We start from the raw sequence: 14044 nt of genomic DNA on the forward strand, positions 1-14044 counted from the left end.
TTTAAAGGTTAGTGGAGATTGCTTGTACTGGACAGGTGGGGATACACTGTTCGCAAACGATACAACGCGATCGCGTGAACATCAACTTGTACGTCTCTGGGTGGAGGGTGAGGGCTTCGGTAGGACAAACCCCAGTACACAAGCCACAGTGGACACACACATCCTCATCGATCGCAATTTCGCCTAAAGTATAAGAAACGTTAACATGACGCGATCGCATCCACTCGATCGCCGCATCTAATTGATCGATATCTCCCGATAGTTCCACTACTAGTTTGCCAATTTGATTTGGGGCAACTTGGGCGCGAATAATATTGGCGGCGACGTTGAACTCTTTAGCCAGTACATAAGTGACTGGCATTTGTACGGCGCGTCTCGGAAAGGTAAGCGTTACTCGTTTTTTCACAGGTTTAGCAGAGAGTTTTTTATGTTGTAGCGTATTGAGAGTTTTATAACTCTAAAGATAATTACTCAGGTAAAGGATGCAATGGAGTGTTCTCTCCCTGCCCTTTACCTCAAGATACATAGCTTATACCATTACCATCTTTGTAACAAATAAATCATCTGTACGTTCTTACTAGAGAAGATATTTCGTGAACGTAAAATAGTATTACACTAGTAAACTATGGCGAAAGTTTGCTTACCTTTAACCAGTTGCTTAAGCACCTTGTCTGGTTAATTGAGATGGTAGGTAGATTAACGTCGTGCTGTACTAAGAGAACCTGGAAGTAAGGTATAGCGGTTCCCACTCAGATGCGGTACAACATTATATCGCCAGGTGTAGGGGCAAGGCACTGCCGTGCGCCTATGGGTGTACTTCTAAGCAGGCAGCTATAAAAATCTAATCAAAAATTTATCAATAATGAGTATAAACCCAAAATATAAACCTTTTAGAAGATGCTTTCAAACTTAGCATTAATATTAATTTATTTTGCAATTTCAGCTTATTGCTTGTTATCTGTTGCATCCATATTCGGAAAGCTTTTAACATGAAAATTTTAGTTGTAGAAGATGACGAGTTAAATGCCTATGCACTCACCGCCGTTTTGAATAACCAAAACTATGCGGTTGAAATTGCCACTGATGGTGAGGCGGCTTGGGATTTTATTCACACTTACGATTATGATTTAATCCTCTTAGATGTAGTATTACCCAAGCTGGACGGCATTAGTCTTTGTCGTAAAATCCGGTCTAGTGGTCTGCAAATGCCAATATTGTTATTGACAGGGCGCAATAGTAGTCATGAGAAAGCGATCGGATTAGATGCAGGCGCAGATGACTATGTAGTTAAACCCTTTGACCAAGAGGAGTTAATTGCTCGGATTAGAGCGCTGTTGCGTCGCAAAGGCGTAACCTCCCAACCTGTGCTGGAGTATGGTAAGTTGCGGCTAGACCCTAGTAGCTGTGAAGTTAAATATGCTGGCAATCTGTTGCCACTTACCCCAAAAGAGTTTGCTCTGTTAGAACTATTCTTGCGAAATAGTCGCCGCGTGTTTAGCTGCGACATGATTTTAGAACATCTTTGGTCTTATGAAGATACTCCACAAGAAGAAGCTGTTCGTACTCATATTAAAGGGTTACGACACAAACTCAAAGCTGTAGGAGCGCCCAGTGATTTGGTTGAAACAGTTTATGGTATCGGCTATCGTCTGAAAACGCTTGAAGAAGGGGAGCCGAGTGGCAGGGGAACAAAGGGGCAGGAGAGCAGAGGGAAATTAGCTCATGCAAAGTCCCCAGTCCCAAATCTCAAATCACAGCAGCAAGCATTAATGGCAGTTGCGGAAATTTGGCAACGATTTCAAGGGCGAGTAGACGAGCAGGTGAGAGTGCTAGAGCAAGCGATCGCAGCTTTAATTCAAAATAGTTTAAATCCCGAATTGCGATCGCTTGCAGCCAAAGAGGCGCATACCTTGGCAGGATCTTTAGGTACTTTTGGCTTGCCTCTTGGCTCAAAATTGGCACGCAATATTGAACTGCTACTGAGTTTTGATCAAAGCTTGAGTAAATCTGACATCAGCAACCTGGAAAGTTGGGTAAAGTTATTGCGTCGGGAAATTCACGGAAACGACGTAGCGGCAATATCTGCATCACCAACCCCACAGGTATTAAAAACAGTGACGCAACCGCTGCAAAATCACCCCCATGCAGAAAGTAAAATATTGGTTGTGGATGATGATCCGCAAATTCAGGCATTGTTGCAAACCTTACTTAGTCCTTGGGGACTTAAAGCGATCGCTCTTGAAGATCCACTTCAGTTCTGGGGAACTTTAGAAGCAGTTGCGCCAGATATGCTGATTCTGGATGTGGAATTACCCCATACAAATGGTATAGAACTTTGCCGATTGGTACGCAACGATCCGCACTGGAGTGAGTTACCCATCTTATTCCTCACTGTGCATAGCGATGCCGAGATGGTAAATCAGGTGTTTAGCATTGGTGCTGATGACTTTGTAAGCAAGCCAATTGTGGGGCCAGAACTAGTAACCCGGATTGTCAATCGCTTAGAACGGTTAAAATTGCGGCAACGCGTGGCGCAGGGGGGCAGAAGAACAAAGAGAGAAACTTCTCCCTCATCCCTTAATGACCAAGCCATCAACGAACTGGAATTGAGAGTAGCAGAGCGCACCGCCGAGTTAATTACCGTGAATCAACAGTTGCAGTCACAACTTGATGAACGTCAGCGAACACAGGAAGAATTACGCTTCTCTCAAGCCCGATTTGCCCGAATTTTAGATATTGCTGATGATGCAATTATTTCCATCAACGGGTTCCAACGCATCACCTTGTTTAATCAAGGAGCAGAGAAGATTTTTGGCTACTCTGCCCAGGAAGTGATTGGCCAAGGTCTTGATTTACTCTTACCGCAGCGCTTTTTCCAAGCGCATCGTCAACATGTGGTTGACTTTGGCCAATCTCCCAATATTGCCCGCCGGATGGGAGAACGACGGGAAATCTATGGTCGCCGCAAGGATGGGACTGAATTTCCAGCGGAGGCTTCCATCTCTAAAATTGATATGGGTAAGGAAATATTTTATACAGTTATCTTGCGAGATGTCACAGAGCGCAAGCAAATCGAACGCATGAAAGATGAATTTGTCTCTGTTGTTAGTCATGAACTCCGCACACCTTTAACTTCGATTTACGGGTCTCTAGGAATGCTAGCCAGTGGTTTACTACCGACAGACTCAGACCAGGGAAAACGCCTGCTGCAAATTGCTACTGATAGCACCGAACGCCTAGTACGCTTAATCAACGACATTCTAGACATTGAGCGGATCGAGTCGGGTAAAGCGAAGATGGAACCAGAAATCTGCGATATGGTTGATCTGATCACTCAAGCAGTAAATGTCATGCAGCCTCTGGCCGACAAAGCCGGAGTGACGCTATCCATTTCTGCCCTATCCGGTCAAGTATTGGCAGATTGCGATCGCATTGTCCAAACCTTGACCAATCTACTGAGTAACGCCATTAAATTTTCGTCTGCTGGTTCTACGGTTTGGTTGGGGGCGCAACAACAAGGTGATGAAGTTGTGTTGACAGTCAAAGATACTGGACGCGGTATCCCAACTGACAAACTTGAGAGTATCTTTGAGCGCTTTCAACAAGTTGACTCCTCAGATTCACGCAACCATGATGGTACTGGTTTGGGTTTAGCAATTTGTAAGAGCATTATGCAACAGCACGGCGGGCGCATTTGGGCCGAAAGTGTATTGGGTGAAGGTAGTACTTTTTACGTTACTCTGCCGTTGTTTGGGACTGTCCAAAATCCTGATTTAGAAGACTCTTCCAATGTTCCTGTAATTTATAGTCGTTACGAGCAAAGCACAAATAGGCAACTAAGTCCAGAACCAGAATTTTTGACCAAAGGGCGTGTGACTAACGAAGAATTTGAACAACGCGTGATGGAGTTACTTCAGCGAATTACCCTGAACCAACAAAAGGATAGCAGTGATGACAACAAAGCAAATTCTAGTGGTTGATAACGAGCAGTATATTCAAGAAGTTGCCAAGATTTGCTTGGAAACAGTTGCAGGCTGGAAAGTTGAGACAGCGAGTTCTGGTAAGGAGGGCATAATAAAAGCCGAGACTTACCAACCTGATGCGATTTTACTAGATGTGATGATGCCAGAGATGGATGGTATCGCTACCTTTGAAAAGTTACAAGCCAATCCGTTAACTAAAGCAATACCAGTAATTTTGTTAACTGCCAAAATTCAGGCTTCCGATCGCCATCGCTATACCCAGATGGGAATGATCAGTGCGATCGCTAAACCATTCAATCCTCTAGAATTAGCTAATGAAGTAGCCGTAGCGTTGGGCTGGAGTCTAGAAAAGTAGAGGTTCGCATCTGTGCGCCCCTACTCTATGGTTTTCAAACCTCGTTTCCAGCCAGAGGCTGGAAATGCTGCTCAACGAGAGTAATTAACGCAAACCTAAAATTTCGGAAATCGCCGCTACAATATCCAAATAGAAGTTGCCTTTTACCGCCCGAAATAATTCAAATTTAGAGTCAGGGGCACCAAAAAAGGGTCTGAGAAACCATCCTAACTGCATCCCAACAAAGGCATAAAGCAATAACCAGGATCTTAAAATAGTCGTGCGGGTTTTTTTGCCAACTTCATCTTGTTGAGAAAGCAATTGCATCCCTTCATACAGGAATTTAACGCCAAAGATGCCTGTAATGCCAAAAATTAATACATTTAACAGTTTAAAAAATTGATAAGAATCGGGTGTAGTGATTAGAAAAAATAACGTCACTGGTGCCAAGCTAAATAGAAGCACACTAATCACCGATACAGATGTGAGCAACACAACGAAATGCTGTTGAATACTGCTTCGAGAACCAAACAAAACATTAAAAAAGAACAAAGTGGGAAAACAAATAATCAGTGTTAATAAATAAAATGCTGGAAGTTTAATAGCACCAGATAAAGCCTGTGCCCAACTGTTAGAGGCACCGATAATTGCGCCATAGATGGCAAAGAAAATCGAACTAGTTACGAACAGAGAACTGATTTTATTTTGTAATCTTATTCCCAGACGAATCTCTTCTAAGAATGATTGGCGATCGCGCAGTAAATTAACTAAAACATTAAATTGTTGAATTCCGCGATTTTGCTTTTTCAGCATAATTTTATAGGTTGTATATTTTGGGGAATTACTAATGACTAATTAACGGAATCCAAAGAGATAGCTAAGAGATTTAATGACGCTTAAATAGAAATTACCTTCTCTTTCGCGGAATAGTTCAAAGACAGAACCAGGTGTGCCGAAAAACGGTCTGAGAGTCCATCCTAACTGACTGCCTACGAATGCGTAAAGAAATAGCCAAAATTGTAAAATTTTCTGGCGTGTCTTGCTACCTTCATCATCTTGTTCTAAAACTAAACTCGTGGCTTGATATAAAGACGAAACCCCAATAAATCCAGTTATGGCAAAGATAAAGACATTTAACAGAATTAAAAATTGGTAATTGTTGGTGGTAATTAAGAAAAACAGTGTGATTGGAGCAAAGCTAAATAAAAGTACGCTGGTAACTGAAACCGCAGTTAAGACTAATGCTAAATGCTGTGCAAAAGTCCGTTTGGAACCAAAAATAATATTCGCAAAGAATAACGTCGGGATACAAATCAAAAGTGTAATTAAATAAAGGGCTGGGAGTTTTATGGCAGAAGATAAAGCTTGCATCCAGCTATGGTATGCACCAATGATTCCGCCATAAGCAGCGATAAATAAGGAACTGCAAACCAGCAGCGAAATGATTTTATTTGGTAATCTTGTACCTTGGCGAATTTCCTCTAGAAATCCTTGGCGATCGCGCAGGAATCCAATCAGCACTGCAAAGTATTTGATTCCTAATGATTTCCGTTCAATCATGTTATCCCCACACCGATAAAATTCTAAGTTTCATCTAAGTAATCACCTCCAGAACCATACTTCCAGGCATCAATCAACCGATGCCAATAATATTGTTGTTCTTTTGGTTGATTCTTAATCCATGTTTCTAGCATTGGACTCAACCAAAATAAGGCAGTATATACACCTAAATTACTGTAATGCACCATCCAATCTAACAAACTTGCTAAACCTACTTGTGGAATTATCTTTGCAACTATTCCAGGATGAGATAAACCAGTTTTTAACAGTGTTTGTGTTAGTCCCGAAAACTGCACTATATCTTGTAAAAATGGTTTTAGCACTGGTGTACCCAACTGTTGCATTTCCTGAAATACTGCCGAGAGTAATTGGTTAATTTGATCTGGGGCAATTTTCTGATTTATACCAACACTCATCGCCCTTTGAAATAACCAGGTAACAGTCAAACTTGGCTGATAGGGTTGCAGCAGTGCTAAAGCTTTTGCAGATAATTGTTCTGTTTCCAGCGCTTCGGAAATGCCATAAGTTAAACGCTTCAGGTGACGCACCATTGCCCCAAAACCACCAAAACTCAAGGGAGATTGACTACCACTGCTATCTCCGGCTGGTAAAATGCGATTCCACGGGGTTTTTAGCGGACTTTGGCGATAGGTGGGAAAGAAACCAAATAGTGCTCGTTGAAATTTTAGTTTGCTCAATTCCACTCCCTGATATTCTGGTAAAAGTTGCAGATATTCCTCAAATAGAGCTTCTAAACTCAAGCGTTGCGGATGTGCATCCATGTAAGTAAACAAGTAAGTGGTTCTGCCATCCCTGGCTGGGAAAGCTTCCCAGAAGTACTGACATTGATTCTGCAAAGATGTAAATGATAACAACAAGTCGCCTGAGTTATTTTCCGGAAAACCTTGGGCGCAACTTCCCACAACTAAACACAGCGCGTCTGGTTTTTTTCCTTGGCGTGCTTGTTGGGTGATGGGTGAAAGATGTCCCATCGCGTCGATTAATAACCGAGTTTTGAATTGGTTATTTACCATCACCCCATCTGAATGAACCACCGCTTCGGTAAAGGGTGTGTTTTCTAACAACTTTCCACCTGCGCCGAGAAATCGGGTTTTCAAGGTAGCGAGTAGATAAACTGGATCTACGCCAATATTCAAAACATCCTCTACCCAAACTTCTGTACCGCCAGCAAAACTAACTCGTGCTGGGTTATATTGAGTAGCGATCGCACTTGCTAATTCTTCCTCAGTCAGCAAGTTCAATTCCACAAATACATCTAGTTCTTTGCGAGAAATATTCCACTCTTGTTCCCTCCCCCGCAAAATTCCGCGTTCCATCAACGCTACCCGCAGTCCCTTCACCGCTAAAGCGCAACCAATTAAAATGCCTAAAGTGCCACCGCAGATAAGCACATCAAAGTCTACAACACCTAAAGGCTGTTGACTTTCTTTAACTAGCGTTGGTACTGGTGCGGAGTTTTCGCGCAGGGATGTGAGGATGCGATCGCCTTGACGCAATCCTCCTAAAGCATCGCCGGGTAATTGGGAAAGAATTTCTTCAGTTAAAGACATCGGATTTAATTCCAGCAGAGTTACTAGTATTGATCGTATCTTTGCTGGAACCGCGCCCTTATCCCAAACCGAATAGTTTTGCGATCGCAGGCAATAATTTATTACCCGCTTCCACCAGAGAAGCAACAGCAGGTAAGCCGGTAAATATCCCTTTCAACATGGTGATGGCTGTTTTTGCCGTCTTCTGCTTGGTGGATTCTTGAGGATTTTTCCCCGCTTCTGCCAAAGTGTTTACCTGTTCTAGCGCTTCGGTTTTGTCTTCTTCTGACAAATATGTGGATTGGATGATTGCATCTTGCAACTGCGACAATAATTCTTTGATTCCTGGTTTCTCGGCATCGGTTGCATCAGGTAACTGATTGAGGGCAATACTCACGTTACCGCTAATGGTTCCCAGGTTAGCAATAGAATTATTGCCAGCAATACCGCTAACATTACTGCTGCCTTCAATATTGATGCCACTGATATCTGACATATTTGTATCTCCTTGAGTATAAAATTTCGGCTGCTTGAGAGCAGTATCTACCATATTTTCTAAACTAATAATGCGCTTATCTTTTTCTACCAGCAATAATTGCTGACTCTGCGATAAAGCTTTGAGTTGATTATAGTCATCAAAATATTCTGCACTCAGTTGAGATTTATCGATACCTGCGGCGGTTTTGGCTCTGAGTAAGAATTTATCATTACCGCGTTTCTCCATTGCCACGATTTCTAACTCGGCTTCAGGATGGTTTTCGGCAAGGTTTTTGAAAGCGATCGCCACAGCGCGAGGGTCAACGTCTTGATTATGATAAAGGTCGAGGGTATCAAAAATTGGCTTGATAAAGTCAGCAAAATCCCCATCCTTGAAAAACTTTCGCTCATTATCAGGTTTGCGTAGGGGATTGGGGTCTTTTTTGGTGGGTAAGTGCATAAAGACATATTCACACCTCACCCCATGCAATTTAGTTGTATTTGTAATCCCCCAATCTTCGATGTACGCACCTGTGAGAGTTGCACCTGTTAAATCTGTGCCGTCTAATTGCGTTTGCTTCAGCTTTGCTCTTGACAAATCGGCATCTTGCAAATTGGCTTCACTAAGGTCAGCACCTATAAAGCTGGCATCTGCTAGGTTTGCTTTTTGTAAGTTGACACCTCGCAGTGATAGACCATTAAAGTTTTTGTCTTGTCCTTGTCCTGTAATTACTAGTTTGCGTACTTGTGGTTTTTCAAGATAAGTTGCACCAACACGAGCGCGATCAAGCTTTTTAGCTTGGAACAAACAAGTATTAGTTAGATTAGCGGCTTCAAAATTAGTGTTTTTCAACGTCGCCGCAGTAAAATTAGCATCTGTTAAATCAGCTTTGCAAAAAGTTGTACCACCCGTGTTATGGCTTCTTGGTGATAGCGTTCGCTTTTGTCATGGAGCGTGAGCCAGCCCCATGTATCAATAAAAAGCTTATCCGCTATAGAGAGAGATCGTCGTCTAAGTTAGCAGCTAGAGAACCGTAAGATCCTACACCGATGAAATCTGCAAGGCGATCGCTGCTTTGGGTGGGTGGGTTAGATGCTGGTGATTTTTGGGTACGTGCAAGTTGTTGAACATACTGCAACACGTCTTTTAGGTGTTGCCCTGGCAGTTGTTCAATAGCGTCAAAGATAGCTTGTTTAGTTGTCATGGCGATCGCTCAATGTCGCTTTCAGATTGTTAATTTTTTATCTGCTAAACTGCGGTTCGCTCACGCCTAGAAACTGTAGCCAAGTTTATTATGTGGATATAGGCACTGCACAATAACTTGCATTACAGGAAATACTGATGGAACGTTCAAAAATAATTGCCATTCTTACAGGTGCGATTTCGGTCATTTTAGCGATCGCCTATCTCATCTTAGTCCAACTGCTGGACTACCGGGACATGAAACCCGCTCCCATCAGCCAATTTGACCAAGCGCCTACGATTATTTCTGTTTTTTGGCAGATTGACAAAATTACTGAAGTGTAGATTGCATTTATCTGACTTGTAGAGAGACGCTATCAATTGCGTCTCTTGTGATTTATGTCAATAAGTAAAAACTCATGATGACTATTGATGAAACCAACAGTTAATTCATAGATAAAAAGCAATACCTATTATTCATTTCTCAAATAATTAATTCTATAAGTTTTATTTAGAGGAATTATCTCAAATTTATTTAGATAAAGTGATTCCATTTGGACAAATATAACGGTAAGCTGTTTCTAAGAAAATTAAGCAAAGATAAATTTTTATTATCTGCGATTGCTGGGTTAACTGGGATCAACGCTAGTTGACTCAAAACCCGAAATTTTTAATGACAATATAGAGGTAAGTTGATGGCTCAGTTTCTACTAGAGACTGTTTGGCTAGTTCCGTGCTATGCCTTAATAGGTGGCTTGTTAGCCGTGCCTTGGTCACCAGGGATAATTCGGAAAACGGGGCCAAGACCGGCGGGTTATATAAACTTGGTGATGACGTTTTTGGCGTTTGTCCATTCTGTGATCGCCTTACAAGCAACTTGGAATCAGCCAGCCCAAGAAGTATTTATTCCTTGGTTATCTACGGCTGGTTTAGACCTAACCATTGCTTTAGAAATATCCTCGGTGAGTGTCGGCGCTTTGGTTCTGATTACTGGCTTGAATTCGCTAGCACAGATTTATGCAATCGGCTACATGGAAATGGATTGGGGTTGGGGACGCTTCTATTCCTTATTAGGATTATTTGAAGCAGGACTATGTGCCCTTGTTCTATGCAATAACTTGTTCTTCAGCTATGTAATATTGGAAGTCCTGACGCTGGGAACCTACCTACTAGTTGGCTTATGGTTTAGCCAGCCGTTAGTAGTCTCAGGTGCGAGAGATGCTTTCTTAACCAAGCGAGTGGGAGACTTATTCTTGCTGATGGGCGTGTTGGCATTATGGCCCCTCGCCGGAACTTGGAATTATCCAGAACTAGCCCAGTGGGCGGCTACTGCTAACGTCAACCCGACAACAATGGCACTCGTAGGTTTAGCCTTAATTGCCGGGCCGATGGGTAAATGTGCTCAGTTCCCCCTGCATTTGTGGTTGGATGAGGCAATGGAAGGCCCAGTTCCCAGTACGATTTTGCGGAACTCGGTAGTAGTTGCTAGTGGTGCATGGGTGCTGATTAAACTGCAACCTGTGTTAACCATCTCGCCCATAGTTTCCTCGGCGATGGTGACCATTGGAGTAGTGACAGCGGTGGGTGCTTCTTTAATTGCGATCGCTCAAATTGATCTTAAACGCTGCCAATCCTATTCTGTCAGCGCATACATGGGTTTAATATTCATCGCCGTGGGAGTGCAACAATACGAAGCGGCGTTGTTATTAGTACTCACCCATGCCATATCCGCAGCCCTGCTGGTGATGAGTACTGGCGGAATTATTTGGAATAGCATTACCCAAGACGTAACTCAATTAGGCGGATTGTGGACACGCCGCCCGATTTCAGCAATAGCCTTTATCATCGGGACTTTGGGATTAATTGGTTTTCCGCCCTTGGGTAGCTTTTGGGCACTGGTGAAACTAGCAGATGGGTTGTGGGAAACGCAACCTTGGTTAGTGGGAGTAGTGATAGCGGTAAATGCTTTGACAGCCGTGAGTTTAACCAGAGAATTCGCTTTAATTTTTGGCGGTAAAGCTACACAAATGAGTCAGCGATCGCCTGAAGCTCACTGGCCAATGATTCTGCCAATGATGATTTTACTTGGTGTCAGTCTACATCTTCCTTTAGTGTTGCAAAGCTTATCGCTTTTACCTGATTGGGCAACTCTAAATAAAGATGTCGCACTACTTTTAATTTGGTCGAGTATTTTCGGTTGCAGCATCACTGGTGTGATTTATTTAGGCAACATTCCTAAACCAATTCGCCTCCCTTGGCAAGGTTTGCAGGACTTGTTTGCATACGACTTTTACACTCCCAAACTATATAAAATGACCATTATTTTTGGAGTTGCCAAAATTTCCCAACTTGCCGATATGATTGACCGCTTTGTAGTTGATGGTATCGTTAATTTGGTTGGTTTATTTTCGCTATTGGGTGGCGAAAGTCTCAAATACAGCACCTCTGGACAAACCCAGTTTTATGCCTTTACCGTTCTTCTAGGAGTAGGCGTTTTAGGAATGTGGGTTGCTTGGCCATTTTGGGGAGTGCAGTTTTTAAATTTGATTTTCTAAATCACTACACCCAGTTAATTCAATCACCGTTTTATTACAAACAGAAAGTTTAATATTGTGAGGAGAATTCCATGAGCAGACTACATCCCCAGTTCAATCTTTCCAGAAGAAGTTTATTCAAGTTTGGTGCAGGTGCGATCGGTACAGGTGTATTGACAGCGGGACTTAGCTCAAACTTACTTGCAGCCGAAAAAACACCAGCAAAAGATGATATTACCCCCGATAAGGCACTGCAAGAGTTATTAGATGGAAATGACAGATTTGTCAAAGCAAAACGGCGCAATCCTAACCAAACACGTTCACGTTTAGTCGAAGTTGCCAAAGGTCAAAAGCCATTTGCTTCTGTTCTCGGTTGTGCAGATTCACGAGTGCCTTCAGAGATTGTTTTTGACCAAGGACTTGGAGATTTATTTGTCTGCCGTGTAGCTGGTAATATTGCCACACCAGAAGAAATTGGTAGCTTAGAATTTGGCAGCTTAGTATTAGGTTCCAAAGTCATCATGGTAGTGGGGCATGAAAAATGTGGTGCGGTAGATGCTGCAATCAAAGGCGCTCAAGTGCCAGGACAAATTGGAAGTTTGCTTCAAGCAATTAAACCAAGTGTAGAAAGCTCAAAAGGACAGCCAGGAGATAAGTTAGAAAACGCTTGTAAAGCAAATATTTTGGCACAAATTGAAAAATTGAAATCATCATCAGTTTTATCTGAGTTAATCAAGGCAGAAAAGCTGAAAATAGTCGGTGGTTATTACGATTTAGATACTGGCAGGATCAGTCTAGTTAGTTAGATTTTTTAAATCTCGTTTCCAGGTGCAACCTGGAAACGAGATTGCTCTGCTGCCACGAATTCATAGACATTTATAACAATTACCAATTTTCTAAAATCCCAAATTGCCATGTTAAGTGTTTTGATTTGGCTGCCAATTTTAGCCGCCGCTCTCATAGCAATATTACCTGTAAGTTTTCCTAATTATCGCATTCGTGTAACAGCATTAATTTTTTCTGGGATAGTTCTATTTTGGAACCTTTTTATCCTGCTAAAATTTGATATCAGCAATCCAGGGATGCAATTTAAAGAGTATTTGCCCTGGAATGAAACTCTGGGATTAAGCTACCAATTAGGTGTTGATGGGCTTTCTATATTAATGTTGGTGTTAAATAGCCTGCTCACCTGGATTGCTATTTACAGCAGTAGTAAAGAAACTGAGCGCCCCCGGCTGTTTTACTCCATGATTTTATTAGTTAGTGGAGGAGTTGCAGGCGCTTTTCTAGCAGAGAATTTACTACTATTCTTCCTATTCTACGAACTAGAATTAATCCCCTTCTACTTACTAATTTCTATTTGGGGAGGGGAAAAACGAGGTTATGCTGGGATTAAATTCCTGATTTATACTGCTGTTTCAGGAGCATTCATTCTGGCGACATTTTTGGGTATGGTGTGGCTGAGTGGTTCTACCAATTTTGCTTTTGATGCAGTTTCGACAGAAAACCTGTCAACAGCAAAACAAATCCTTTTACTAGCAGGGATAGTATTAGGTTTTGGCATTAAAATTCCCTTAGTTCCCTTCCATACTTGGCTACCGGATGCTTACGTTGAGGCTTCAGCACCAATTGCCATTCTTCTCGGTGGTGTGTTAGCAAAGCTGGGAACCTATGGACTGCTGCGGTTTGGGTTGGGGATGTTTCCCCATGCTTGGAGTATTATTGCACCGACTTTGGCAATTTGGGGAGCAGTTAGCGCTATCTATGGAGCAGTAGTTGCGATCGCTCAAAAAGATATCAAGCGCATGGTAGCATACAGTTCCGTCGGTCACATGGGTTATATCGTGCTAGCTGGTGCTGCTAGTACTCCCTTAGCATTGGTGGGTGCAGTCGCCCAAATGTTTAGCCACGGTATCATCCTGGCGATTCTCTTCCACTTGGTGGGAGTCGTGGAAGCCAAAGTCGGTACACGCGAGTTAGATAAACTCAATGGTTTGATGAGTCCCATACGCGGTTTACCCCTAATTAGCGCCTTACTAGTTTTAAGTGGGATGGCTAGTGCTGGTATTCCCGGTTTAACAGGATTCATCGCTGAATTTATCGTCTTTCAAGGTAGTTTTTCTATCTTTCCCATTCCAACAATTTTGTGTGTAGTAGCTAGTGGATTAACCGCAGTTTATTTTGTCATCCTCCTCAACCGCACTTGTTTTGGCAAACTCGATAACTTCGCCTACTATCCTAAAGTTCTTTGGGCTGAGAAAATACCAGCTTTAATTTTGGCAGCTTTTATAATCTTTTTGGGAGTACAACCCACTTGGTTAGTGCGTTGGAGTGAATCCACAACTACAACAATGGTGGCTGCAATTCCCTCCTTAGAAAAAACCGTAATCTCTGAAGTAGCGCTGAAATAGGAAATAAATCAA

The 14044-nt window shown here is 42.4% G+C and carries 12 protein-coding genes and 1 pseudogene; 6 read left to right on the plus strand and 7 right to left on the minus strand.

What is annotated here, in order from left to right:
* Window position 1: 1 nt before the first annotated feature.
* Window positions 2-406 (minus strand): NIL domain-containing protein, encoded by a 405-nt coding sequence (locus H6G92_RS11065; RefSeq protein WP_190893747.1) that lies wholly within the window; start codon window positions 404-406, stop codon window positions 2-4.
* 583 nt (window positions 407-989) lie between these two features.
* Here H6G92_RS11065 and H6G92_RS11070 point away from each other — a divergent pair.
* Both H6G92_RS11070 and H6G92_RS11075 read left to right on the plus strand, forming a co-directional pair.
* Window positions 990-3980 (plus strand): response regulator, encoded by a 2991-nt coding sequence (locus H6G92_RS11070; protein WP_190893748.1) that lies wholly within the window; start codon window positions 990-992, stop codon window positions 3978-3980.
* On the plus strand, window positions 3952-4338 hold the full coding sequence (locus H6G92_RS11075) for a response regulator (RefSeq protein WP_190893749.1): 387 nt from the start codon (window positions 3952-3954) through the stop codon (window positions 4336-4338). Before H6G92_RS11070 ends, H6G92_RS11075 begins: the two co-directional genes overlap by 29 nt.
* Before the next feature lie 84 nt (window positions 4339-4422).
* Here the strand turns inward: H6G92_RS11075 and H6G92_RS11080 are convergent, their stop codons facing one another.
* From H6G92_RS11080 to H6G92_RS11100, 6 genes and pseudogenes are all read right to left on the minus strand, one after another.
* Window positions 4423-5130 carry an actin-binding WH2 domain-containing protein gene (locus tag H6G92_RS11080; protein ID WP_190893750.1) on the minus strand — a complete coding sequence of 236 codons (708 nt, stop codon included), beginning with the start codon at window positions 5128-5130 and terminating at the stop codon, window positions 4423-4425.
* 42 nt (window positions 5131-5172) lie between these two features.
* Entirely contained in the window at window positions 5173-5877 is a 705-nt protein-coding gene (locus tag H6G92_RS11085) for an actin-binding WH2 domain-containing protein (RefSeq protein WP_190893751.1), read from the minus strand.
* Between the two features lie 23 nt (window positions 5878-5900).
* Entirely contained in the window at window positions 5901-7448 is a 1548-nt protein-coding gene (locus tag H6G92_RS11090; protein ID WP_190893752.1) for an FAD-binding oxidoreductase, read from the minus strand.
* A gap of 58 nt (window positions 7449-7506) precedes the next feature.
* Complete coding sequence (locus tag H6G92_RS11095; protein ID WP_277926737.1) at window positions 7507-8712, minus strand: pentapeptide repeat-containing protein; 1206 nt, start codon at window positions 8710-8712, stop codon at window positions 7507-7509.
* Window positions 8713-8721: 9 nt separating this feature from the next.
* Window positions 8722-8781, minus strand: a pseudogene (locus H6G92_RS41310) (pentapeptide repeat-containing protein); the annotation flags it as partial.
* A gap of 115 nt (window positions 8782-8896) precedes the next feature.
* The gene (locus H6G92_RS11100; protein ID WP_190893753.1) at window positions 8897-9109 is read right to left on the minus strand and encodes a hypothetical protein; all 213 of its coding nucleotides are present in this window, start codon (window positions 9107-9109) and stop codon (window positions 8897-8899) included.
* Window positions 9110-9246: 137 nt separating this feature from the next.
* Here H6G92_RS11100 and H6G92_RS11105 point away from each other — a divergent pair, with 137 nt between their 5' ends.
* The 4 genes from H6G92_RS11105 to H6G92_RS11120 all read left to right on the plus strand — a co-directional run bounded on the left by H6G92_RS11105 (window position 9247) and on the right by H6G92_RS11120 (window position 14032).
* Window positions 9247-9432 (plus strand): hypothetical protein, encoded by a 186-nt coding sequence (locus H6G92_RS11105; protein ID WP_190893754.1) that lies wholly within the window; start codon window positions 9247-9249, stop codon window positions 9430-9432.
* Between the two features lie 350 nt (window positions 9433-9782).
* A complete protein-coding gene (locus tag H6G92_RS11110; RefSeq protein WP_190893755.1) occupies window positions 9783-11642 on the plus strand; it encodes an NAD(P)H-quinone oxidoreductase subunit F in 1860 nt (619 codons plus the stop codon).
* 71 nt (window positions 11643-11713) lie between these two features.
* Window positions 11714-12427, plus strand: a complete 714-nt coding sequence (locus H6G92_RS11115; RefSeq protein ID WP_190893756.1) for a carbonic anhydrase — start codon at window positions 11714-11716, stop codon at window positions 12425-12427.
* Between the two features lie 108 nt (window positions 12428-12535).
* Window positions 12536-14032 (plus strand): NADH-quinone oxidoreductase subunit M, encoded by a 1497-nt coding sequence (locus H6G92_RS11120; protein ID WP_190893757.1) that lies wholly within the window; start codon window positions 12536-12538, stop codon window positions 14030-14032.
* Window positions 14033-14044: the final 12 nt, after the last annotated feature.

The sequence above is a fragment of the Nostoc foliaceum FACHB-393 genome (genome assembly GCF_014698505.1).
GTDB classification, from domain to species: Bacteria; Cyanobacteriota; Cyanobacteriia; order Cyanobacteriales; family Nostocaceae; genus Nostoc; species Nostoc foliaceum_A.